This window comes from Asaia krungthepensis NRIC 0535 (assembly GCF_025995175.1).
Classification (GTDB): Bacteria; Pseudomonadota; Alphaproteobacteria; order Acetobacterales; family Acetobacteraceae; genus Asaia; species Asaia krungthepensis.
Window position 1 is genome coordinate 143435 of the sequence record NZ_BAPV01000003.1, and the last position, 24499, is coordinate 167933.

General features: G+C 60.1%; 19 protein-coding genes. 9 read left to right on the forward strand and 10 right to left on the reverse strand.

Annotated features, from left to right (window positions below):
• Window positions 1-51: 51 nt before the first annotated feature.
• The 5 genes from AA0535_RS01950 (at window position 52) to AA0535_RS01970 (ending at window position 5482) form a co-directional block, all read left to right on the forward strand.
• Window positions 52-1689, forward strand: coding sequence for an FGGY-family carbohydrate kinase (locus tag AA0535_RS01950; RefSeq protein ID WP_264814221.1), 1638 nt, complete (start codon window positions 52-54; stop codon window positions 1687-1689).
• A 133-nt stretch (window positions 1690-1822) separates the two neighbouring features.
• Window positions 1823-2716, forward strand: coding sequence for a carbohydrate ABC transporter permease (locus AA0535_RS01955; protein ID WP_264814222.1), 894 nt, complete (start codon window positions 1823-1825; stop codon window positions 2714-2716).
• 4 nt (window positions 2717-2720) lie between these two features.
• Window positions 2721-3548, forward strand: coding sequence for a carbohydrate ABC transporter permease (locus AA0535_RS01960; protein ID WP_264814223.1), 828 nt, complete (start codon window positions 2721-2723; stop codon window positions 3546-3548).
• Window positions 3549-3587: 39 nt separating this feature from the next.
• The gene (locus AA0535_RS01965) at window positions 3588-4691 is read left to right on the forward strand and encodes an ABC transporter ATP-binding protein (RefSeq protein ID WP_264814224.1); all 1104 of its coding nucleotides are present in this window, start codon (window positions 3588-3590) and stop codon (window positions 4689-4691) included.
• 17 nt (window positions 4692-4708) lie between these two features.
• Window positions 4709-5482 carry an SDR family NAD(P)-dependent oxidoreductase gene (locus AA0535_RS01970; RefSeq protein ID WP_264814225.1) on the forward strand — a complete coding sequence of 258 codons (774 nt, stop codon included), beginning with the start codon at window positions 4709-4711 and terminating at the stop codon, window positions 5480-5482.
• Window positions 5483-5567: 85 nt separating this feature from the next.
• Here AA0535_RS01970 and AA0535_RS01975 read toward each other — a convergent pair whose 3' ends face one another.
• From AA0535_RS01975 to metX, 8 genes are all read right to left on the reverse strand, one after another.
• Window positions 5568-6203: a glutathione binding-like protein gene (locus AA0535_RS01975; RefSeq protein WP_264814226.1), complete on the reverse strand. Its 636-nt coding sequence runs from the start codon at window positions 6201-6203 to the stop codon at window positions 5568-5570.
• A 27-nt stretch (window positions 6204-6230) separates the two neighbouring features.
• Entirely contained in the window at window positions 6231-7043 is an 813-nt protein-coding gene (locus AA0535_RS01980) for a Cof-type HAD-IIB family hydrolase (protein ID WP_264814227.1), read from the reverse strand.
• Window positions 7043-9415, reverse strand: a complete 2373-nt coding sequence (locus AA0535_RS01985; protein WP_264814228.1) for a phosphoketolase family protein — start codon at window positions 9413-9415, stop codon at window positions 7043-7045. The genes AA0535_RS01980 and AA0535_RS01985 overlap by 1 nt, the downstream gene beginning before the upstream one ends.
• Window positions 9412-10614 (reverse strand): acetate/propionate family kinase, encoded by a 1203-nt coding sequence (locus AA0535_RS01990; protein WP_264814229.1) that lies wholly within the window; start codon window positions 10612-10614, stop codon window positions 9412-9414. Before AA0535_RS01990 ends, AA0535_RS01985 begins: the two co-directional genes overlap by 4 nt.
• A 417-nt stretch (window positions 10615-11031) precedes the next feature.
• The gene (locus AA0535_RS01995; RefSeq protein WP_264814230.1) at window positions 11032-12369 is read right to left on the reverse strand and encodes a DEAD/DEAH box helicase; all 1338 of its coding nucleotides are present in this window, start codon (window positions 12367-12369) and stop codon (window positions 11032-11034) included.
• A gap of 265 nt (window positions 12370-12634) precedes the next feature.
• Entirely contained in the window at window positions 12635-13243 is a 609-nt protein-coding gene (locus AA0535_RS02000; protein ID WP_264814231.1) for a nitroreductase family protein, read from the reverse strand.
• Window positions 13244-13390: 147 nt separating this feature from the next.
• Window positions 13391-13990, reverse strand: a complete 600-nt coding sequence (metW, locus tag AA0535_RS02005) for a methionine biosynthesis protein MetW (RefSeq protein WP_264814232.1) — start codon at window positions 13988-13990, stop codon at window positions 13391-13393.
• A complete protein-coding gene (gene metX / locus AA0535_RS02010; protein WP_264814233.1) occupies window positions 13980-15236 on the reverse strand; it encodes a homoserine O-acetyltransferase MetX in 1257 nt (418 codons plus the stop codon). Before metX ends, metW begins: the two co-directional genes overlap by 11 nt.
• A gap of 383 nt (window positions 15237-15619) precedes the next feature.
• Between metX and AA0535_RS02015 the strand changes: the two genes are divergently transcribed.
• On the forward strand, window positions 15620-19360 hold the full coding sequence (locus tag AA0535_RS02015) for a glycoside hydrolase family 99-like domain-containing protein (protein WP_264814234.1): 3741 nt from the start codon (window positions 15620-15622) through the stop codon (window positions 19358-19360).
• Window positions 19361-19364: 4 nt separating this feature from the next.
• On the opposite strand, the gene moaB is transcribed toward AA0535_RS02015, so the two are convergent.
• Complete coding sequence (moaB, locus tag AA0535_RS02020; RefSeq protein ID WP_264814235.1) at window positions 19365-19895, reverse strand: molybdenum cofactor biosynthesis protein B; 531 nt, start codon at window positions 19893-19895, stop codon at window positions 19365-19367.
• Window positions 19896-20133: 238 nt separating this feature from the next.
• Between moaB and AA0535_RS02025 the strand changes: the two genes are divergently transcribed.
• The 3 genes from AA0535_RS02025 to AA0535_RS02035 all read left to right on the forward strand — a co-directional run bounded on the left by AA0535_RS02025 (window position 20134) and on the right by AA0535_RS02035 (window position 23815).
• Entirely contained in the window at window positions 20134-20937 is an 804-nt protein-coding gene (locus AA0535_RS02025; RefSeq protein WP_264814236.1) for an NAD kinase, read from the forward strand.
• A gap of 41 nt (window positions 20938-20978) precedes the next feature.
• Window positions 20979-22358 carry an amidase gene (locus tag AA0535_RS02030; RefSeq protein WP_264814237.1) on the forward strand — a complete coding sequence of 460 codons (1380 nt, stop codon included), beginning with the start codon at window positions 20979-20981 and terminating at the stop codon, window positions 22356-22358.
• Window positions 22359-22585: 227 nt separating this feature from the next.
• Window positions 22586-23815: an arabinose transporter gene (locus AA0535_RS02035; protein WP_264814238.1), complete on the forward strand. Its 1230-nt coding sequence runs from the start codon at window positions 22586-22588 to the stop codon at window positions 23813-23815.
• A 3-nt stretch (window positions 23816-23818) separates the two neighbouring features.
• Here the strand turns inward: AA0535_RS02035 and AA0535_RS02040 are convergent, their stop codons facing one another.
• Entirely contained in the window at window positions 23819-24349 is a 531-nt protein-coding gene (locus AA0535_RS02040; protein ID WP_264814239.1) for a hypothetical protein, read from the reverse strand.
• Between the last annotated feature and the right edge of the window lie 150 nt (window positions 24350-24499).

The following is a 24499-nucleotide window of genomic DNA, read 5'->3' on the forward strand; positions in this document are numbered from 1 at the left end:
CAGAAGCTGAGTGGGAATATGACGAATTCGTAAGAGTTTGGATGGGTCCCCATGGAAGTTGTGATTGGCGTCGATGTCGGTACAGGCAGCGCACGCGCCGGCGTGTTTACCCTTAACGGGCAAAAGCTCGCTTCCTGTGTGACAACCACCAAGACCTGGCGCCCCCAAGCCGATTTCATCCAGCAATCATCGACCGATATCTGGGCCGCAATCTGCAAGAGCGTTCGTACCGCCATGGCAGAGCTTGAGCAGGGCGACGTGACGGTGCGAGGGATTGGCTTTGACGCCACCTGCTCTCTGGTCGTGCTCGACCGTGAGGGCAAGCCCCTCTCGGTCGATCCCAATGGAGAGGCTGAGCAGGACATCATTCTCTGGGCAGATCATCGCGCGATGAAGGAAGCCGATGAAATCAATGCTGGGCAGTATGAGGTGCTACGCTTCGTAGGCGGAACCATCTCGCCTGAAATGGAAACGCCGAAGCTGCTCTGGCTCAAGCGGAACATGCCCGATACCTTCGCCAAGGCGGGATACTTCTTCGACCTGCCCGACTATCTGACGTGGCGCGCTACAGGATCGGACTCCCGCAGCTGCTGCTCAACCGTATGCAAATGGGCCTATCTCGCGCACGTCAAGGGGTGGGACCCAGCCTATTTCGAGGCCATCGGCCTGGGTGATCTCGTTGCCGAAAACTACCAACGTATCGGCCAGACCGTATTGCCGCTCGGCCAGACCGTCGGCAACGGTCTGAGCGAGACCGCCGCGCAGGAACTGGGTCTTGCCGCGGGTATTCCGGTCGGCGTTTCCGCGATCGACGCCCATGCCGGCGGAATCGGCGTGATCGGCTCCGCCTCCGGCGAGACTGTCGACGACGCGGCCCTTGATCGCAGCCTAGCCCTGATTGGTGGCACCTCGAGCTGCCACATGGCCGTATCGCGCGATGCCCGCTATGTGGACGGAATCTGGGGCCCCTATTCCGAAGCCATGATCCCCGGAACCTGGCTGAATGAGGCCGGACAATCCGCCGTCGGCTCCCTCGTCGATTTCGTGATTTCAACTCACGCCTATGGTCCTGTCCTGGCGGAGAAGGCCAAGGGAGAGGGACGCACCGTCTATGAATTGCTGAACGAGCGCCTGGCGGAACTCGAGCAGGGCGCCCTGCCCGGCTCACTGACCGCCGAGTTCCATGTTCAGCCCGATTTTCACGGCAACCGCTCGCCCCACGCTGACCCGACACTGCGCGGCATGGTGAGCGGGTTGAGCCTCTCCGCCACCTTCGATGATCTGGCCAAGCTCTATCTCGGCACGATCCAGGCGCTTGCCTATGGCACACGCGATATCATCCGCGCGCTCAACGCCAAGGGCTATGCCATCGACACCATCTTCGCCACAGGCGGTGGTACCAAGAACCCGGTCTTCCTGCGCGAACACGCCAATGCCACGGGGTGCCGTATCATGCTGCCTCAGGAACCGGACGCCGTGTTGCTTGGCTCAGCCATTCTCGGTGCGGTTGCGGGGGGCGCCTATGACGATATGCGCGCCGCTATGTCCCAGATGACCCGCGTCGGCTCCGAGGTTGCGCCCGATCCACGCACAGCGCGCTATCACGCAGCCAAATTCTCGGTATTCCAGGCCATGCTCAAGGAACAGCTTCATCATCGGGCCATCATGCGTGAGGCCCTTGCCGATTGAGCAAGTATTGCGGTTCGGGCGCTGCCGTCCTGAACCGCAACTGAAGGGGCTACGCCTCGGAATGCCGACCTTGTCTTACTAACGTTTTCCTTCACAGCCAGGACGGGCGATGTTTCGCTCGTGGAGCTTGACTATGGAAGCTGTCATTGCCACGCCGGAACGGGTGAAGCGCAAATCAGGTGCGGGAGTTTTTCTCTCCCCCGCTGTGATCATTCTGCTCATCTGGTCTCTGATCCCCCTTGTCCTGACACTCTGGTATTCGTTCCAGAACTATAATCTGGTCGACCCCACGCTGAAGGGCTTCGCCGGGTTCAGCAATTACGTCTATCTGCTGACCGATCCAGACTTCCTTTACGCGCTGCTCAACACGGTGTTGCTCGTTCTGGGCGTGCTCGTGATCAGCGTTGGCGGCGGCGTCTTGCTCGCTGTACTCTACGACCAGGATTTCTTCGGGCGCGGGATCGCCCGCGTGCTCGTCATCTCACCCTTCTTCGTGATGCCCACCGTCTCGGCATTGCTGTGGAAGAACCTGATGCTTCATCCCATTTACGGGGTGTACAGCGCGTTCATGCGGGCTATCGGGCTGCAGCCCATTGACTGGCTTGCCCATTATCCCATGCAGACCGTCATGATGATCGTGGCTTGGGAATGGCTACCCTTCGCGGTGCTGATCCTGCTGACTGCAGTCCAGTCGCTCGATCATGAGCAGAAGGAAGCGGCGCGTATGGATGGTGCGGGGCCGATTGCCCGGTTCCGTTATATCATCCTGCCGCATCTCAGCCGGGCGATCACCGTCGTAATCATGATCGAGACGATCTACCTGCTCACGGTGTTTGCCGAGATTTCGGTCACCACCTCTGGCGGACCGGGTGTTGCCTCGACCAATCTCGCCTTCCTGATCTATTCCCGCGCTCTGCTTCAGTTCGATATTGGCGGTGCCTCGGCGGGTGGGGTGATCGCAATCATCATCGCCAACATCATCGCGGCATTCCTCGTTCGTGCGGTCGCCCGCAATCTGGAGGCATGAGATCATGGCCCGGAAAACGCAGCTTCTCCCCAAGATCGCGCTCGGTGTCGTCGGCTGGGCCGTCGCACTCTGGATCTTCTTTCCTATCTTCTGGATGGTCCTGACGGGGTTCAAGACCGAAATGGATGCCATCTCGACCCCGCCGCATCTCATCTTCCATCCGACCCTGCAGAGCTATCACGATGTCTTCGCGCAGGAGAATTACTGGCACTTCACTTTCAATACGGTGCTGATGTCGGTCTTTGCAACCGGTGGCGCGCTGCTGCTGGGTGTGCCCGCCGCCTATTCCATGGCGTTCTTCCCCGGCAAGCGGACACGCGGTACCCTGCTCTGGATGCTCTCGACCCGCATGCTGCCACCCGTAGGTGTGCTCGTGCCCGTGTATCTGATCGCACGCTCCACCCATCTGCTCGATACCATCATCGGGCTCGGCATCATCAATCTGCTGACCAATCTGCCGATCATCGTCTGGATGCTCTATACCTTCTTCAAGGAAGTTCCGGTGCCCATTCTCGAGGCCGGACGCATGGACGGCGCCAACCGCTGGCAGGAAATCAGCGTGGTGCTGCTCCCCCTGGCCTTGCCCGGTATCGCCTCGACTGCGCTTTTGTCGCTCATCCTGTGCTGGAATGAGGCCTTTTGGTCGCTGAACCTGACGTCCTCCAATGCGGCCCCACTGGCGAGCTTCATTGCGTCCTTTTCCTCTCCCGAGGGGCTCTTCTTCGCCAAGCTTTCGGCGGCCTCCACCCTCGCGGTGGCGCCGATCCTGGTATTCGGCTGGTTCAGCCAGAAGCAACTTGTGCGCGGCCTCACCTTCGGCGCCGTCAAATGACCCTTTCTTTCGGACCTACACGCTCTTTCGGAGTGACCCATGGCTAAAGTTGAACTGCGCGATATCCGCAAGACCTATCACGCCGAAGAAATCATCAAGGGTGTTTCGCTCGACATCAACGACGAGGAATTTGTCGTCTTCGTCGGTCCCTCGGGCTGCGGCAAGTCCACGCTGCTGCGGATGATCGCCGGGCTGGAGGAGATCTCCGCGGGCGATCTCCTGATCGATGGCAAACGGGTCAATGATATCGAGCCCGCGAAGCGCGGGCTCGCCATGGTCTTTCAGTCCTATGCGCTCTACCCGCATATGAATGTCTACCAGAACATGGAATTCGGCCTGAAGCTGGCGGGCATGCCCGAGCCCGAGCGTCGTCAGAAGATCAACGACGTCGCAAAAACGTTGCAGCTCGATTCCTACCTCAAGCACAAGCCGGGACAGCTCTCGGGTGGGCAGAGACAGCGTGTGGCCATCGGACGCGCCATTGTGCGCAACCCGAAAGTCTTCCTTTTCGACGAGCCACTCTCCAATCTTGATGCCGCCTTGCGTGGGCAGATGCGCGTCGAACTCGCAACGCTGCATCGTCGCCTCAAAGCAACAACGATCTATGTCACCCATGACCAGGTCGAGGCCATGACCATGGCGGACAAGATTGTGGTGCTGCAAAAAGGCGTCGTCGAGCAGGTGGGCTCCCCGCTTGAACTCTATCACCATCCGCGCAATCTCTTCGTTGCACGATTCATCGGCTCGCCCCCCATGAACTTCCTGCCTGTGACCGTACGCAGCGTGACCGAAAACGGGATTGTGGTGGCGCTCGACCATGGCGCACCGGTCACGGTGCCGGTTCTTCCCGGCGAAACCGCTTCGGCTGAGGCCATGACGCTCGGAATTCGGCCCGAGCATATCGTGCTCGACCCGCAGGGTGAGATTACCGGCACGATCCGTATGGTTGAACGTCTTGGCGCACTCACGCTCCTGCACGTCGCGCTCCCTGATGGGGCGCTCATTATCGTGCAGACCGATGGCGATCATGGCGGTGAGGTCGATGCACCCGTTGGACTGCGCCTGCTCGCTGAAAATTGTCATCTTTTCGACGCAAGAGGGATGGCGCTCACCAAGCTCGTGCGCCACCGTCTTGCCGGTTAACTAGAGAGTTCTCGACCATGTATATGGAAAAACTGCGCCTCGACGGGCGCGTGGCCGTCATCACCGGCGGCGCCCAGAATATCGGCCTCTGCTGCGCCACGGCTCTCGCTGAGGCGGGCGCCCACGTGGTGATCGCCGATCTCGACGGCGAAAAAGCCGCTGAGTCGGCAAAGGGGCTGGTTGCCCAGGGCTTCAAATCCTGCAGCGTCGCCATGGACGTGACCTCGGAAGCGAGCGTGACCTCGGCTGTCGACACCATCATGAAGCGTCATGGCAAGCTCGACATTCTGGTCGCGAATGCGGGTCTTTGCATCTCCGAGGTCAAGGCGGAGGACATGACGGAGGATCAGTGGCTCAAACAGATCAATGTCAATTTGAACGGTGTATTCCGCTGCTGCCAGGCTGTCGGCAAGATCATGATCCAGCAGAAATCCGGCTCGATCGTGGCGATCGGCTCGATGTCTGGCCTGATTGTGAACCGTCCGCAGGAGCAGGCCGCGTATAACGCCTCGAAGGCCGGTGTACACCAGTATATCCGCTCGCTCGCAGCAGAATGGGCGCCTCATGGTATTCGTGCCAATGCCGTTGCACCGACCTATATCGAGACGACCCTGACGCGTTTTGGCATGCAAAAGCCGGCGCTCTACGACCGCTGGGTGGATGGAACGCCTATGGGTCGTGTAGGGCAGCCGGAAGAAGTCGCTTCGGTGGTCCAGTTCCTGGCTTCAGATGCCGCCAGCCTCATGACTGGCTCGATTGTCAGCGTCGATGGTGGCTTCACCGTCTGGTAATACCGCTCCCCGTCTGGATCGATGATCCAGCGGCGGGAAGCTCTGGATTGGCGATGGGCGGAATCCCGCCCATCGCTTTCCCAGTTCAGGACCTGACTGCGTCTGCCTTGGCGAGTGCACGCTGCGTCGCTGGCCTCGCCTCGATGGTCTCACGCCAGGCCTTGATGGCCGGGAAGTCATCGAGCGTGATTCCCTGCTCTTTCCAGGTACGAGTCCAGGGATAGGTCGCCATGTCAGCGATGCCGTACTCTGCCCCCGTTACAAACGGGCTGTTCTGCAGCCGCGTCTCCAGCACCCCATAAAGACGTTTGGTCTCATCCTGATACCGCTTGATAGCGTAGGGAATCTTCTCTGGCGCATAGAGAGCAAAATGGTGGTTCTGGCCAAGCATCGGTCCGAAACCGCCCATCTGCCAGAAGAGCCATTCCAATGCTTCAATCTTGCTACGCGGGTCAGCGGGCAGGAAGCGCCCCGTCTTCTCGGCGAGATAGAGCAGGATTTCTCCGGATTCGAAAACACTGAGCGGCGGACCACAATCGGCCGGTTCGTGATCGACGATGGCCGGCATCTTGTTGTTGGGGGAGATCTTGAGGAAATCCGGCGCGAATTGATCGCCTTTGCTGATGTTCACCGGAATGATCCGATACTCCAGCCCCGCTTCCTCAAGGAAGAGTGTGATCTTGTGGCCGTTTGGGGTGGGCCAGTAATACAGATCGATCATGGGCGTCCTTTCTGATCCTGAGGCGGATCAGTCGGTAACGCCCCCCAATACGTAGCGTTCAAGACCGATGGCGAAACCCTCTTCTTCGCATGAGGTCGAAACATGGGTCGCTGCCGCCTTGACGGTGTCATTGGCCTGCCCCATCGCAATCGACATGCCGCTCTTGGCGAACATCAGCATGTCGTTCGGTTGATCGCCCATGGTCACCATGGCCGTGGCCGGGATGTCGAACAGCGTTTCGAGCGTGGTCACGACGCCGCCCTTGTTCGCCTCGCGATTGGTGACATCGACATAATAGGGCTGTGAGCAGGCAGCCGAGGCCGTGTTGCCAAGAGCTTCCTGAAGATCCCGTTCAAGCTTCTGCATCAGATCGGCATCATCGCTGACACCCGTGATCTTCACGACGTCATGCAGATGACGGGTCACGTCGTCCGCACGGGGCGCGAATTTGACTGTCCATTCCTCACGCGAGACATGGGGCGCATCCAGATCGCCCACGATCCATTCATGGCTCGTGTAAACCCAGGGGTCTGCCCCGTGATCGCGTATAAGCTTCAGAACCGTCTCTGCCTGGTCATGGGTCAGACGCTTGGTTTCGATGACGCTCCAGTCCGGATGAACCAGAACGCCACCATTGAAACCGGCGATCGGCAGATCGATCGCCAGAGGTTCAACCAGCATCGCCATGCCACGTGGCGGACGACCGCTCGTAATGGCGAACCGTATGCCCCGCTCACGCAGGGCCTGAACGGCGCGGATAGCCCGAGGTGTGAGGATCTTGTCCCTCGTCACCAATGTTCCATCCACATCGGCGAGGACGAGTTGAACCTGCTGTTTCATCAGGCCTTTTCACCTTTCCACTGCCAGTTGCGGATTTCCGGCATGTCTTCGCCGTATTGCGCGATGTACCGCTTATGCTCGACGAGCTTGTCGTTGATCATCTGCGTGACATAGGCCGCATGACCTGAAAGGGCGGGAACACGACGCACAGCATTGAGAATGATGTGGAAGCGATCCAGGTTATTCCGCACTGTCATATCGAACGGCGTGGTCGTCGTCCCTTCCTCGCGGAAACCATGGACGTGGAAGTTCGCCCGGTTGCTGCGACGATAGATCAGGCGATGCACGAGCTGCGGGTAGCCGTGGAAAGCAAACAGAACCGGCTTGTCCTTCGTGAACAGGTTGTCGAAGGTCACGTCGTCCAGACCGTGCGGATGCTCGCTCGGTGACTGGAGCGTCATCAGGTCGACCACATTCACAAAGCGCACCTTGATATCGGGGGCATGTTCGCGCAGCAATTGAACGGCGGCAAGCGCCTCGACCGTCGGTACGTCGCCCGCAGAAGCGATCACGAGGTCAGGGTCATACCCCTTGTCGTTGCTGGCCCATTGCCAGATGCCGATACCCTGGCTGCAATGCGCAATGGCGGCATCGATATCAAGCCACTGATGCTCGGGCTGTTTGCCTGCCACGATTACATTGATGCGGTCCCAGCTCTCGAGGCAGTGCTTCGCCACGTAGAGCAGGGTGTTGGCATCGGGCGGCAGATACACGCGGGCGATATCGGCCTTCTTGTTCACCACGTGATCCATGAACCCCGGATCCTGATGACTGAAGCCGTTATGGTCCTGACGCCAGACATGCGAGGTCAGCAGATAGTTCAGCGAGGCGATCGGACGGCGCCACTGGACTTCCTTGGCCGATTTGATCCACTTCGCGTGCTGGTTGACCATCGAGTCCACAAGGTGGACGAAGGCCTCGTAGCACGAGAAGAAACCGTGACGACCGGTGAGCAGATACCCTTCAAGCCAGCCCTGGATCGTGTGCTCGCTCAGGATCTCCATGACCAGCCCGTCTGCCGCCAGATGGTCGTCATAGGAGAGCGTCTCTGCAACCCAGGCGCGATTGGTCACCTCGAGCACATCGTTAAGACGGTTCGAGTTGTTTTCATCCGGCGACAACACGCGGAAATTGCGGCTCTCCAGATTCATCTTCATGACGTCACGCAGCCATGATCCGAGAATACGGGTGCTTTCGCCCTGCACGGCACCCGGAGACGGAACGTCAAGCGCATGGGTCTCGATATCCGGCATACGCAGGGGGCGACGCAGCTGCCCGCCATTGGCATGCGGGTTATCGCTCATACGCAGCGTCCCCTCCGGCGCGAGCGCGGCGATCTCGGCGTGAAGGCGACCGTTTTCGTCGAAGAGCGTCTCGGGCTTGTAGCTACGCATCCAGTCTTCGAGAATCTTCAGGTGACCCGGCTTCTCGATATCGGTCAGCGGCACCTGATGAGCGCGCCAATAGCCCTCACAACGCTGGCCGTCCACTTCCTTGGGGCCAGTCCAGCCCTTGGGGGTGCGCATGATGATCATGGGCCAGGTGGGACGCTCGGCATTGTTTTCCGTACGAGCGCGCTTCTGGATCTCGGCGATCTTGTCGAAGCAGACATCCATGGCGTGGGCCATGAGCTGATGCACCGTGTCGCGATCATCCCCTGCGACGATGATCGGTTCGTAGCCGTAGCCGCGGAACAGATCGAGCAGCTCGGACTCAGGAATACGGGCCAGAACGGTCGGGTTGGCGATCTTGTATCCATTCAGATGCAGGATCGGGAGCACGGCACCGTCATTACGCGGGTCGAGGAACTTGTTGCTGTGCCACGACGTCGCGAGTGGGCCGGTTTCCGCCTCACCATCGCCAACCACGCAGGCGACGATCAGATCGGGGTTGTCGAGTGCCGCGCCATAGGCGTGAGAGATCGAATAGCCGAGTTCGCCGCCTTCATGGATGGAGCCAGGGGTAGTCGCAGCCACGTGGCTGGGAATACCGCCGGGGAACGAGAACTGCTTGACCAGACGGCCTACGCCCTCGACATCCTGCGAGATCTCGGGGAAGTACTCGCTGTAGGTGCCTTCCAGATAGGTCGCTGCCACGACACCGGGAGCGCCATGGCCGGGACCCGCGATGAAGAGCACGCTCTTCTGACGTTCCTTGATAATACGGTTCAGGTGCAGATAAAGCAGGGTCAGACCCGGCGTGGTACCGAAATGGCCAAGCAGGCGGGGCTTGACGTGCTCGATCTTCAGCGGCTCGCGCAGCAAGGCGTTATCGAGCAGGTAGATCTGGGCAACCGAGAGATAGTTCGCAGCCTGCCACCACTGGTCGAACAGGGCTATTTGCTTGGCGCTTAGCGGATTTTTTTCGCTCATGATATGTGACATCCTTCCATTATTCTTCTTGTGTGTCGGAAGATCGTTTTTTCTTCATCCGCAGGGACAACCAGCACTGTTGGCCCTCCTGAACGCCTGCTAATCACAGGTCGGCTTGCAAGATTTGCATCTTCGCAAATCTGGATGTCGAGGAATCTGAGTCGCTGGCAGACAGCCTGACGGAAGGTGGCATCGTTCTGTCCGATCCCTCCCGTGAAGACGAGCGCATCGAGCCCGCCCATCTGGGCGATCAGCCCTCCAGCCTGCTGCACGAAGCGCTCGACGAACATATCCAGCGCAAGCTGCACGTTCTCGTCCGCGTCATTTTCCCGCAGGGTACGCATGTCGCTCGAAACGCCGGATACGCCCAGCAGTCCCGAACGGTAATAGAGCACATCCTGCACTTCCTTGGGAGAAAGCCCCTTTTGTTGCAGGAGGTAGAGCACCGCGCCTGGGTCGATGGTGCCGCATCGCGTTCCCATCATGAGCCCGTCCAGAACGGTAAGGCCCATGGTCGTGGCCGTGCTGCGCCCATGCATCAGGGCACAAAGGCTTGCCCCGTTCCCAATATGCGCGACAAGGACGCGCTTATTGGCAATAGCCGGAAACCGCGCCTCTAGTTCATTGGCGATATAGTCGTATGACAGGCCATGGAACCCGTACACGCGTGCGCCGCCCTCGAGAAGCTCGGCGGGTAACGGAAGCCGCGTGCGCACGGTCGGGATGGTATGGTGGAACGAGGTATCGAAACAGGCAACCTGAAGGAGGTTAGGCTTCTCCTTCATCAGCAGACGCATCGGGGCGATGCTGGGGGGCTGATGCAACGGCGCCAGGGGGACGAGAGATTCCAGCTGCGCCAGCGTCGTATCGTTGATCCGGGCGGGTCCCTCGAAATGGGGACCGCCATGCACGACACGGTGCCCGACGGCTCCGATGTCGCGCCCGGCCTCATGAGACTCCACGAAACTGAGAACGTGTCGGATCATCTCTCCATGGGCATTCCCGGTCTTGCTGCCGGTTTCGATTACCATGCGCTTGCTGACGCCGTCGGGCGTCCGTGTGGTGAGCACGGCCCCCCCGGATTGATACTCGACCAGACCGGAGAGCAGTCGCTCCGCTTCGCCCTGCTCCTCGAACAGGGCAAACTTGATGCTCGACGAGCCGGAATTCAGCGTGAGGATAATTCTGCTTTGAGACACGTAAGGACCTCGAGATGTATGACGGCATTGCCAACATCCAAGGCTTAAACCCCGCGTCGTCTTGGGGGTTCAAACATAACTTCGTGGTAATAGGGGACTATAGAGGCCCCAATTCTGTATTTATAAGGTTTATCTGATATTTAGCGCGTCAGTACCGGCGCGTATTACACGGATTTGTGAAACCATCACTCGAAACAGCCGCAACAAATAGCCTGAAGCGAGCGGAAAAAATCGAGCATGCGAGCAAGGCTGTCGCCCCAAGGACGAGCGCGCCGTAACAGGGACAGTCGCGCCCACATACGAGAACAACAACCCTGACGTGCCCTAGGGACAGATCATCGGGAGTTGTCCAATCTGACAGGGGCACACTGACCCTGTCAGATGACAGTTGAGCGCGCTATCGATGGCGCGCCAGAATCAGCGCGCGCGAGGACGCGAAGGACGCCCGCCTGCGGGCCGGTTGCCGGCAGGACGCCCTTCCGGACGCTTGCCCTCTCCGTTGCGCGGCGCGCCGCCGGGACGACCACCGCCTGAGCGCTGTCCGCCGCCACGCGGCTGGTTGCGACCCCGTCCACCGCCGCCCAGAACAGGCGGACGCATGGTCGAGTTCTGCGCCTCTTCGGAATGGAAAGGATGATCGGTCACGACCGGAATGGCCTTGCCGATCAGCTTTTCGATATCCTTGAGCCAGGCGCGCTGCTCGGCGTCACATAGCGACACGGCCCAGCCATCCCGGCCTGCGCGCGCGGTGCGACCGATACGGTGAACATAGCTCTCGGCAATGTTCGGCAGATCATAATTGAAGACATGGCTCACATCGTCCACATCGATCCCGCGTGCGGCGATGTCGGTCGCGACAAGAACCTTGACCGATCCATCGCGGAACCCGGCCATGGCACGCTCGCGCGCGCCCTGGGACTTGTTACCGTGAATGGCTTCTGAGCGGATGCCCTCGGCATTCAGGAAATCGGCCACCTTGTTGGCCTCATGCTTCATGAGCGTAAAGACGACGGCGCGCTGCACCTTGGGGTTTTTCACCAGCAGAAGCGTCGCTGCGCGCTTGTCCTCCGACTTCACGAACATTACGCCCTGACGGATGCGGTCGACCGTCGAGGAAGGCGGCGTCACCTCGACCTTGGCAGGATCATGGAGCAGCGAATGCGCCAGCTCCTCGATGGCCTTGGGCATGGTGGCCGAGAAAAGCACAGTCTGGCGGCTCTTTGGCAGCAGGGCCACGATACGGCGGATATCGCGCACGAAACCCATATCGAGCATGCGGTCTGCCTCATCTAGAACCAGAACTTCGAGATCATGCAGATCGATATGACCCTGACCGATGAGATCGAGCAGACGTCCCGGCGCTGCGGTCAACACATCCACGCCGCGGCGCATGGCCTCGACCTGACGCCCCTGCCCCACGCCGCCGAAGATCACAGCGTGGCGAAGCTTCATGTGGCGGGCATAGGCCTTGAAACTGTCATCGATCTGGGCGGCCAGCTCGCGGGTCGGCGCCAGAACGAGCACGCGGGCGCTCTTGGGAGTCAGGGGACGCGGATGGGTCAGCAGACGATGCAGCGCCGGCAGAGCGAAAGCCGCCGTCTTGCCGGTTCCCGTCTGGGCAAGACCGAGCAGATCGCGCCCTTCCAGAAGATACGGGATGGCGCCGGCCTGGATCGGGGTCGGTGTGGTGTATCCTTCCTCAGCGAGAGCGCGCTGGATTGGCGTGGCAAGCTGAAGATCGGCAAAACTGGTCATGAAGGAAGCGCCTCCTCTGGCGACGAGCCGCATCCAATGATGCTGGCTCGCAGGATGACGCCTCTTGGCCCGGACGTCACAAGGGTAAAAGGGAGATCCGGGACTGGCGACGCTGGTCACACGACTGCGTCAGAAACCTGACGCCGGGACCTGCTGCACCCAATCTGGACCGGGGAGGCCCCCATATAGGCAGAGCCCTTCCCGGACGCAAGCGATTACGCTTATAAAACGGCAGCTCAGCGTTACCGTGGGTAATCAGGCCCCATCAGGCAAAACGATTTTCGATGATCGTCTCCTCAAGCGGGAGATGACCGCCATGGGGGGGGTATTCACCGGATTTCTTGCCGATCGCGACGAACATGACGACTTCATGGTCAGTCGGGAGATTGATCAGCTCGGCCACAGCCTTGAAATCGAACCCGTCCATCGGGCAGGACTGGTAGCCATGCGCAGCGGCCGCAAGCATGAGGGCGTAGGCTGCCATCCCGGCAGAACGAATACCTTCATCGCGCTGCATCTGTTCGTTGCCGCTATAAAACTGACGGATCATGCCTTCATAGGTGGACTGCATCTTTTCGGGCGCCTCTGCCCAGTAGCGTGCCGGATCCTTGTCCCACGCCTTGAAATCGGCGCAGAGCACGATCAGCGCGCTCGCTTCTTCCACCTGAGGCTGGTTCCAGGAGACGGCGCGGATCTTTTGACGCAGCGCCGGGTCGGTCACGACGACGAAGCGCGTGTGCTGGATATTGAACGCCGTCGGTGCGTGACGCCCGGCATCCAGAATATCGCGCAGTTCGTGCTCGGGAATGGTGACGGAGGGATCGAAGCGCTTGGTGGCGCGACGCTCGGCAATGGCGGTCAGGATATCAGTCATGAGAACTCCGCTTTCCTGCCCTCGGGATTCCAGGGCGTGGGTGTGGCGTGGGAACGCCGGATGCAAACACGGGGTTCGCTACACTGTAAAGTCCCATTTCGATCAAAGTCGAAATAATAAGAGGGAGGATAGAAGCTCGGGCCTTTATCAACGCCGCCGCAACAGAAAGAGAGCCTGTTCACCGAACAGATTGGCCAACCTGATCGAGCGTCGCCACGGGGCACGCTCACCTGCCTCGTCAATGGCAAGCCAGCGATCAATCACATAGCCCTCTGACTCGCAGAGCTCGAGAAAGTCCTGAATGGTGCAGGGATGGATATTGGGCGTCTCATACCATGGCGTATGCCACACCTTATTCATGGGCATACGTCCGCTCAGCAGGATCTGCAGCCGCAGACGCCAATGGCCGAAATTCGGAAAGGACACGATCGCATGACGCCCGATGCGCAGCATCTGGCGCAGCACCTCACGGGGCTTTTCCACCGCCTGCAAGGTGCGCTGCAGCACCACGTAATCGAAGGCGTCATCTGAATAATGCACCAGATCCTGATCGGCATCGCCATGCATGACCGGCAGGCCATGAGCGACAGAGCGTGTGACCTCCCGCATGTCGATCTCGATCCCGCGCGCATCGCATTGTCGCGTTCTGAAGAGATGATCGATCAGCGCGCCGTCGCCACTGCCCACATCGAGCACACGTGTCCCCGGAGCGATCATCTCCGCGATGAGTTGCTGGTCAAGACGCATGCGAAGTCCCTTCCGTTACGACGGTACCGCGTTCAACAGGCGCTTCGGGGTCTGGCGCCGTGCGCTGGCTGAGCCCGGCCTGCTCAGCCGCGCCGTTGATGAAGCCACGCATCGTCCGGTCCAGATCGGGCTCCTCAAGCAGGAAGGCATCGTGCCCACGATCGCTCTCGATCTCGACAAACGAAACGTTCACACCAGCCCGGTTGAGGGCCCGCGCCAGAAGACGGGATTGCGAGGTGGGGAAAAGCCAGTCGGAGGTGAAGGAAATGATGCAGAACCGCGTTGCACAATGGCGGAAAGGCGCCGAGAGATCGCCGTCATAATCGGCGCTCAGATCGAAGTAATCGAGCGCGCGTGTGATGGTGAGATAGGAGTTCGCATCGAAGCGGCGCACGAAGCTGGAACCCTGATGGCGCAGGTAACTCTCCACCTCGAAAATCTCGCCGAAAAGCGAGTTCCCCGAGGCCACCGCCTCGTGTGAGGGCACGGCATCGCGCCGGGTACGCCTGCCGAATTTCTGGGTGAGCGCTTCCTCGGAAAGATAGGTGATGTGCGCCATCATGCGCGCCACCGCCAGCCCTTTGGCGGGGATCGTGTCCATCGCCCAGTAGCGCCCCCCATGCCAGTCGGGATCACCACAGATTGCCTGACGGCTGACTTCATTGAATGCGATATTCTGCGCAGAATGGAACGGGGCCGTAGCGATCGGCATGGCTGCCCCCACGCGCTCGGGTAAGCTCGCCACCCATTGCAACACCTGCATACCGCCCATCGAGCCACCTATGGCGGCGAATAAACGGTCGATACCCAGATGATCGAGCAGCCTGGCCTGCGCAAACACCATATCCCGTATGGTGATCGGGGGAAAATCCGTGCCCCAGGGCTCGCCGTTCTCTCGCAGCGTCTTGGGCCCCGAGGAGCCCATACATCCGCCCAGAACATTGACGCAGATGACGTAAAAACGGTCGGTATCGATAGCGCAGCCGGGCCCGACGGCCCGTCCCCACCAGCCGGGCTTGCCCGTGACCGGATGGGTTTCAGCGACATACTGGTCACCTGTCAGGGCATGACAGACCAGAATGACGTTGTCCTTTTGCGCCGACAGCGTCCCATAGGCGCAATAGGCGACATCGAGCGGCGCAAGATGCACTCCGCATTCAAGTGTCAGCCCCTCCTCGATCCGCACGGCAAAGGACGTCTGCGCAGGCAAGCGATCCCCCGCCTCGACCGCTTCAGGCTTCAGCATGGATATCCAGCCGCGCATGCGGGTTCAGAAAATGAGGAATGGGACGTCAATTGGCCCGACGCCGGAACGGGATGATACTGCATCGCTCTCTGTCTCATATCCTTGAAGAACGGCCCCGCCGGTCTTCGCCTGTCAGCGTCTGACTCCACAATCGAGCCACCCTGGCTTCCTCAGTGGTTTGCCGCGGCTGGAGTGACCGTTTAACGCGCAACGATATGCCATGCAGGGAGAATGCCCGCAATTGCCCCCGACGGGACAGGGATCGCGCTCGTGATTGCAAAACGCAAATCTTGCATAAGTCACGGCGTAAATAACCTAAAATGATAGGCATAAATTGCCACGGCGTTTAATGTTATTTTAACGAATCGCCGGAGAACGAAGCAATGCCAACAATCATCAAGATGATCGGCCACTCAGGCTTGTTTGATACGGCATTCTATATTTCGAGAAACCCCGATCTTCATAACATCGGCAGTGGCGCGCTCAATCATTACCATCATTATGGATGGCGTGAGGGGCGCAAGCCGAATGCATTCTTCGATCCGGCCTGGTATCTTTCGACGTATCGCGACGTCACAGGTGACCCATTGCTCCATTATCTGACGCGAGGTGAATTCGAGGGGCGCAGGCCAGTCCCGTGGTTCGACCCGATCTGGTATCGTCAGACAAATCAGGCGCCAGCCAACACGAACGCCCTGGCGCATTATCTGGCCAATCGGCAATTCGCCCATATACGCCCCCTGCCCGAGTTCGACCCTGTGTTCTATCTGGCTCACTATCCTGATGTCGCTGCCTCGGGGATGGATCCTGTCGAGCACTACATGGTTCAGGGTTTTCGGGAGGTACGCCGTCCTTTTGCCGGCTTTGATCCCGGATTTTACCGGCAACGCTATCTTCGTCATGAGCCTGAGGCCAATCCGTTCCTGCACTGGCTTGCCCATCGCCACGAAGCGGGTGTGTTTGCCTGCCTGCCTGAACACGAAACTACGACGGCCAGGGAGATACGTCGGCGCACTCAACCCGGCCCCGGTTTCGAGACGCATCATCCCCTACCCGATGCCGCAAGGCGACGCGCGCGGGTACTCGCCTATTACCTCCCACAGTTCCACCCCACGCCGCAAAACGATCGATGGTGGGGCAAAGGGTTTACCGAGTGGACCAATCTGGCGCGCGGCGTGCCCCGCTTTGCCGACCATTATCAACCCCGGACACCGCGCGATCTTGGCCATTACAGGCTGGATGACCCCTCCACACTTCGAGCGCAGGCCCTTATGGCCAGGCAAAGCGGCATCGAGGGGTTCATTTTCTATCATTACTGGTTCGACGGGGAGCGCCTGCTGGACACACCTATGGAGATCCTGCTCGCCGATCAATCGATCGCTCTGCCCTTCTGCCTCATGTGGGCAAACGAAAACTGGAGCCGACGTTGGGATGGCGGAGACACGGACCTCCTGATCACACAGACCTATCGCGAAGACGATGACGCAGCCCTGATCGCCGATTTCGCGCGCCATATGCGTGACCCGCGGTACATCACCGTCGGGGAACGGCCGCTCTTCATGATCTATCGGCCGGGCACGATCCCGGATGCTCGTCGGCGCCTTGCCGCGTGGCGCCACGCGTTTGAGACGTCACATGGTCTGAAGCCTCTCATGATCATGGCTCAGGCTTTCGACGATGACGACCCCGCACCCTTCGGGATGGATGGCGTCATCGAATTCCCGCCCCACAAACTCACGCGCCGTTGCACCCCTATCGAGGGGGATTTGCAGATCCTCGATCAGGACATGACGGCACGCGTCTATGACTACGCCGAACTCGTGGATCAGGCGCTCCTCGATCCGGCCCCCTCATTCCCGCGCATTCGCACAGTCACTCCCTCATGGGACAATGATGCGCGGCGTCAGGGGGCAGGGCTTGTGCTGCATGGATCGACACCCCGCCTTTACGAGCGCTGGCTCAAGGGAGTGATCGATCAGGCCTGCGAGGATGACTTTCACGGAGAGAGGCTTGTCTGCGTCAACGCCTGGAACGAATGGGCCGAAGGTGCCTATCTCGAGCCGGACGTTCATTTCGGGGCGGCCTATCTCAACGCAACAGCCCGCGCCGTGACCGGTTTTCAGAGCCGCCTGACACCGCACCGGCTGCTGCTTGTGGGTCATGACGCCTTCCCTGCCGGGGCACAGCGGCTGCTCTTGTCCATCGGGCGCAGTCTGCGGCGCAACCATGGCATCGATGTTGCCTTCGTGCTGCTCGGTGGCGGGGAGTTACTGGGAGCCTACAGGGAGATCGGAAACGTCGATATCCTGTCCCCGGGAACGCGAGCCTGCCAGGAGCGCCTGAAATCTCTCCACGCGGAGGGGTTCTCGCATGCCCTGGTCAATAGCGCAGTTTCGGGCGTACTTGCTCCCGATCTCGCCTCCGCGGGTCTCACCTATATTCTGCTCATCCATGAACTCCAGGGGATGATTGCACAGCGCAATCTGGAACATGCCCTGCCGGTTGCCGTGGATCTCGCCTGTCATGTCATCGTCCCCGGCGCCCAGCTCACCCGCCTTTTCCCAAAAGCGCACATCCTGCCTCAGGGGCTCTATAACGCTGTCCACTACTCAGGCTCCGAGAGGATTCGGCTCCGTCAGGCTTACGGCATCGAGCCGGAAGCCCTCGTCGTCGCCGGGGTCGGTTATGCTGACATGCGCAAGGGATTCGATCTGTTTTTGCAGCTATGGCAGATGACGCGGAGTCCGGCTTTCCGGCAGACGCTGGACAAGAAACCCGACCGGCCGGTCCATTTCCTCTGGGTGGGCCGTATCGAGGAAAGTCTGCGCGTTACATTCGACGCCGATCTGAAAGCTGCGACATCGACCGGAACGTTTCATCTATGCGGCGAAGTCGAGAATGTCGGCGCCTATCTCTCCTGCGCTGACCTCTTCACTCTGACCTCACGGGAGGACCCCTATCCCTCGGTCGTTCTCGAGGCGCTGACCACCGGATTATCCTGCATGGCCTTCGCCCGGGCCGGCATGATCCCCGACCTGCTGGCAGAACTTCGCCATGAGGGCGACAGACGTCACGCTATCATCCCGCCCGGCGATCTGACCGATGCCGCCGCCTGGGTGCTCGCAAACGCCGTTAAGGGGCCTGAGCCAGACGCGGAGCGTGACCGTCATGGGACGCCTCTGGCCGCGCGCTTCTCTTTCGACACCTATGTGAGAAAGCTTCTGCCACTCGCCATGCCGGAACTCCCGACGATCTCGGTTGTCGTGCTCTCCTGCAACTACAGGCATTATCTCGAGGCACGGCTTGCGACGATCTTTGCGCAGGATTGCCCGGTCATCGAGATCATCGTCATCGACGACGGATCAAGCGATGGCAGTGCCGATTTCGCGGAACTCACCGCCCGATCCTTCGATCAATCCATCAGGGTTTTGCGTCAGGAGATCCAGAGTGGTTCGGTATTTGGTCAGTGGCGGAAGGCAGCCGACATAGCACAGGGAGACTGGCTCTGGATTGCCGAGGCCGACGACCTCGCGGAACCGGACTTCCTCGGACGGATGAGCCAGATCGTGATGCAGACGCCGGGTGTCACAATGGCCTTCTGCGACAGTCGGGCAATCGATCGAGATGGCGTGCAGCTATGGCCAAGCTACAAGGATTATTACCGCAGTCACGGTGTTCAGGATCTGGAACGTGACTGCCTGATGGATGGCGAAAGTTTCGTCGAAAGCTATCTCTCCTCAGCAAACATGATCATGAATGTGAGCGCCGCGCTCTTTAGACGCAGTACCTTGAGGGATGCATTCGACAGATGCGCTGAGGAGCTGGCGGCTCTCAGCTTGGCTGGGGACTGGCGGGTTTATGTGGAACTCCTGCTTCACCCGGGAAGCCTGATCGCCTATGTCGCGGAACCGCTGAATATTCATCGCCGTCACAGAGGATCGGTCACAGGCGGGCTGGACCCGGTCCGACATCTGCAGCAGATCACCGTCATGCATGACTTGATCGCCGCACGCTTGCATCGCGATCACGACCTCCTGTCGCGTCAAAAAACTTATCGTCTGTCACTGAAAGCCCAGTTCGGTCTCAAAACACCCGAAAAGAAGCGCCGCGCGCGTCTGTCCTGATCGATCAGCGCTCCGTGAGACGAGGCATAAGATCGACGAAGTTGCAGGGTTTATGCCGACTATCGAGCTGATGAACCAGGATATCGTCCCATGCATCGGCCACGGCTCCTGTCGAGCCTGGCAGGGCAAACAGGAAAGTCCCGGAGGCAATCCCCCCCAGCGCGCGGGACTGGATGGTCGAAGTGCCTATCTTGGCATAGGAGAGGATGCGGAACAGTTCGCCGAAGCCGGGAATTTCCTTGTCGAGGACCCGGTCGAATGCTTCTGGCGTGACATCCCGACCTGTGATTCCTGTCCCGCCAGTGGTGATAACCACGTCGATATCGTCGCTCGCGATCCAGCCGCGCAGGCGTGCAACGATTTCTTCCACGCTGTCCGGAACGATATCTCTCGCTGCCAGATGATGACCCGCCCCCGTCACCCTTTCAGCCAGGATGGTGCCTGATCGATCGGTTGTCAGGTCACGCGTGTCCGATACTGTGAGGATGGCGATGTTGCAGGATTTGAAAAGCAAGTCGGGGTCGAGTTCGCTCATGGTAACGGCCCTTCCGGAATCAGGAACGCCCATGTTACCGTCCTTTTCAGACCGGCGCCAACAGCGCAGCTCCGGCGCCTCACATGGTATCTCGGCGTCCGGTTGCGGCAGAGGACTATGCTCGCTAGGGTGTGGGCCCGCCAGGGTATGAGCCCGCTTAGGGATTTCCCGTTCGGAGAGATGGATCGTCGCGTGTTTCCAAGTTTCCTGAGCCCGCCCCACGGTACGGCATTGTGATATGAGCAGCCCCTCATCGCCGCCAAGGCAGTTCTCCAGGCCTCCGCAACGCATTGCCTTTCTGGCTTCGCCAACCGACATTGCCCAGAAGACACTTGGCAAGTTCGTCGAAACCTATGGCGATTGCCCCCTCGATCAGGCTGAAGTCGTTGTGTGCCTTGGGGGTGACGGTTTTCTGCTCGAGGTGCTTCACAAGGTATCCGAGCATAATATTCCGGCCTACGGCCTTAATTGCGGCTCCGTTGGTTTCCTCCTCAACACGGTCTCCGATGAGGATCTGATCGCAAGATTATCGCGTGCCCAGTCGTCGCAGCTTCATCCGTTGCGGATGACGGCAATCGGGCGCGACGGGTCGCGCCATGAGGGCATTGCCTTCAACGACGTCTTTCTGTTCCGCCAGACGCGACAGGCCGTGAAGATCCGGATCGAGGTCGATCAGCGTGTCAGGATGCCGGAATTGATATGTGACGGCATCATCGTTGCGACACCGGCGGGCTCTACCGCCTATAATCTCTCTGCCCATGGCCCCATCGTCCCGCTGACGGCCAATCTGCTGCCACTGACCCCCATCTCCGCCTTTCGCCCCCGACGCTGGCGCGGCGCTCTCCTGCCATCCTCGGCGGTCGTGCATTTTACCCTGCTGGAACAGGACAAAAGGCCCTGCGCCGCCGTTGCGGATTTCCTCGAGGTGCGCGACGTTGTCGAGGCCACGGTACGCGAAGATCGCTCTATAACGGCCACCATCCTTTTCGACCCTGATCATGGTCTTTCGGAGCGCATCATCGCGGAGCAATTTGCCGAATAGCGCGCCACTCAACGCGCCATAATAAGAAGAAGGCCCAGCCCATGAGCGGTTCCGCGATACGATCGAGTTACTCCCCTATTCCCGGCGGTCTCGTCGGGGCCGCGCAGCAACTGGAGAAAGGTGAGATCACGAGCCGCGCTCTCGTGGAAACCTGCCTCGAGGCCATCACGCGAAGCGACAATGCCCGGGCTGCCTATACAGGTGATTTCTCCGCCGACCGCGCCCGGCAGTTTGCCGATGCCGCCGACCGTATCAGGGCAAAAGGCTATCACGCTTCGCCCTGGGCAGGGCTGCCAATCTCGGTCAAGGACCTGTTCGATCTCAAGGGTCAGGTCACGGCCGCTGGGTCAACCATATTGGCCGATCGACCGCCTGCCGTTACGGATGCCGAGGCCATAGCCCCTCTGCGCGCAGCCGGATTTATCGTCATGGGGCGTACCCAGATGACCGAATTCGCCTATTCGGGGCTTGGTCTCAATCCCCATGGCCCGCAGCCGTGGAACACACTCGTGGAAGACGGGCGTGCCATCCCGGGAGGGTCGAGTTCAGGAGGGGCTGTTTCTGTGGCGACAGGTGCGTGTCTGGCCGCTATCGGGTCCGATACTGGCGGGTCATGCCGCATTCCGGCCGCCATGAACGCCCTGACGGGATTCAAGCCCACAGCCGCCCGTATCAGCCGCAAGGGAATGATCCCGCTCTCGCCCAGCTTCGACAGCGTGGGCAGCATCGCGCAGTCAGTGCAGGATTGCGCGTTGCTCGATCACGTTATGAGCAATGCCGGCACGCCATGGGCCGCACCGCAAGCTCATGAAGGGCCCCTCCGCCTTCTGCTTCCCACCTCTTTCGTCCGCAACGATGCGGATTCGCAGGTTCTGGCCGTTTTCGAAACTGTTCTGCGTCACCTTGAGGGTGGCGGCGTGGAAATCGTCAGACAGCCCCTGCCTCTCCTGCAGGACATCCAGGACCTGAACATTCAGGCGCAGATTGTCGCAGCAGAGGCCTATCACTACTTCCACGACGATTTGCTGCATCATCCGGACGAATTCGATCCGCGCGTCAGTGAGCGTATCGCGCTCGGAGAGAAGGCAAGCGTGCAGATCCTGCGTCAGCTCCATATCGAACGGCAAAGACTCTGCGCGCGATTCAATGCCGAAATGACGTCGTTCGACGCCCTTGTCTGCCCGACCTCACCGATCCTGCCTCCCCTGATCAGCGAGTGTGCCGAAGCTGAGGCATATGGCCGCTACAACAGACTGGTGCTGCGCAACCCCTCTCTCGCCAATCTGCTTGATGGCTGCTCGATCAGCCTTCCCCTCAACTGGAAAGGGTTCCCTTCCGGATTGATGCTCACTTCGTGCCATGGGCAGGATGAAGCGCTGCTGCGCGCAGCCAGGAAATGTGAGGATCGTCTACGAAACTGACGAGACAAAACCGTCCGTCTCTAAGAGGAATGCGAAACGTCGCGACCGATGAGCCCCTCCTGCGCAGGTTCATCCTGACACGCTTCGTCACTGGAGCGTTATTTGTGGCAGACACCAGCTTTGACTAGCGTGACGCGACCATGCCCCCCCATACGGAGACGTCTGGCAGCGATCCAACGTTCTCCCATGGACGGGTTGTCCCCGCAGGTCCAGCGTGAGAAGACAAGATGAGCCGCAGCGCCGACCATCCCGGCCACATACAGAAATCCTCCCTGTCCTCTCCTCTCACACCTGAGAGCACGCAGAGAGGCCGCCTGCCTTTTCTGACCACGGCTCTCTTTCTCTCCTACATGGCGGTCGCCATGCCTCTTGCCGTGATACCGCCTTTTGTGACGTCCTGGCCCGGATACGGCAATGCGCTTGCAGGCATCGCCGTAGGATCGGCCTTTGTCTCCACCATTCTCACGCGCACCCTGGCGGGCAGTTTTGCGGATCGTCGCGGTGGCCGCGCCGCCATGCGTGCCGGGCTCTGCCTGTACTTTGTTGCCAGTCTCATCTGCCTGGCGTCTTGCAGCCATGCCTTGCCAAGATCGGGTGCCTTCGCCCTGCTCCTGTTTGGTCGCCTGCTGCTTGGGGTCGGGGAGAGCTATACTCTTGTGGGCATGCACGGTTGGGGAATTGGGCTCATGGGGCCGCAGGGAGCGGGCAAGGTCCTGACCTGGACAGGTGCTGCGATGTATGGCGCCTTTGCCCTTGGAGGACCTGTCGGGCTCGAGTTTTACCATATGGCGGGCTTTGCCCCACTCATGGCGATATGCGCCGTGCTACCCTGCCTGGGGCTTGCGGTCATCAGAACTGTTCCTGCAGCGCCGGTTCTGAATGGTGAGCGGGAATCCTTCTGGCCGGTTCTCGGGATCATCCGTCCCTATGGCACGGTGGTCGCACTCCAAGGGGTTGGCTTTGCCGTACTCGGCGCGTTTCTCTCGGTCTATTTTCTGCATCAGCACTGGCATTTCGGCAGTCTTGGCCTGACCTGCTTCGGACTCGCCTTCGTGGCGGGTCGGCTCTTCTGCGCCCATCTGCCCGACCGTCTCGGGGGAATCACGGTCGCCATGATGTCCCTGTCGATCGAGGCACTGGGACAAGGCTGTATCGCCCTCGCTCCTGTTCCCATTCTCGCTCTGGTGGGGGCGGTTTTCACCGGAGCGGGATGCTCGCTTATCTACCCGTCAATGGGCGTAGAGGTCGTCAAACGTGTCCCTGCTTCGATCCGCGCCACCGCCCTCGGGGGATTCGCTGCATTTCAGGACCTCTCCTACGCTGTAAGCGGCCCCGCAGCCGGCCTCGTTTCCGACCGTTTCGGATACGAGGCCATCTTTCTGATGGGAATGGCCTGCGCTCTGTTGGGGCTCCTCCTGGTCATCAGACTTCGGCACCGTGACAGAATTGCCGCCTGACGCTCAGACCCCCTGCTCGATGTGGAAACGGGCCAGTTCCAGCCCTTGCATGAGGTTGTATTCCGGCAATCTCCGGGGCGCTGCATGGCGGCTAACCTTGGCAGGCGTATCGACGGCGGGCACCATCCCATTCGCACTTTCTCGCTCAAGCATGGCGTCGTGCTCTTCCGCCTGCCCGGAGTGAGAGTCGTATCCTTCCGTGCGCCCCGAGACATCAGGATCGACCGCATGCCGTGCTTCCGGTCCGACGATGTCGCCATCGCCCGGTGCCGTAGAGACCAAATCGAGAAGCGTCGCAAAATCCGCATCGTTGAGTGCAGAAGGGCGCTCTCCACGGGCGCGTTGAACGACCCAACCCTCAAGACTCTCCGAAAGCCTGTCCTCGGCTTCCGTACGGGCCCCGAGGCCGCAGGACGCGATTGCCGCCGACAGGTCATCAATATCGGTCGCTTCGATGCGCCGAGGCGAGGCGTCAAAATCCCGCTTGACGATCCACCCATCGACATGACGCGCAATAATGTCTCTCAGAGCCAATCCACCCTCCCGTCTTTTCGCCCTCCCATAACAGATGGCGCATCTCTCGCCCATATGGCCGAGCGCGACCGAGCCGGGCAACCAACGCGTTCTCGAGGGCTCGGCGATCCGACGCGTCTCCACCCCGACCGGCTCGACGGGTTTCGCAGC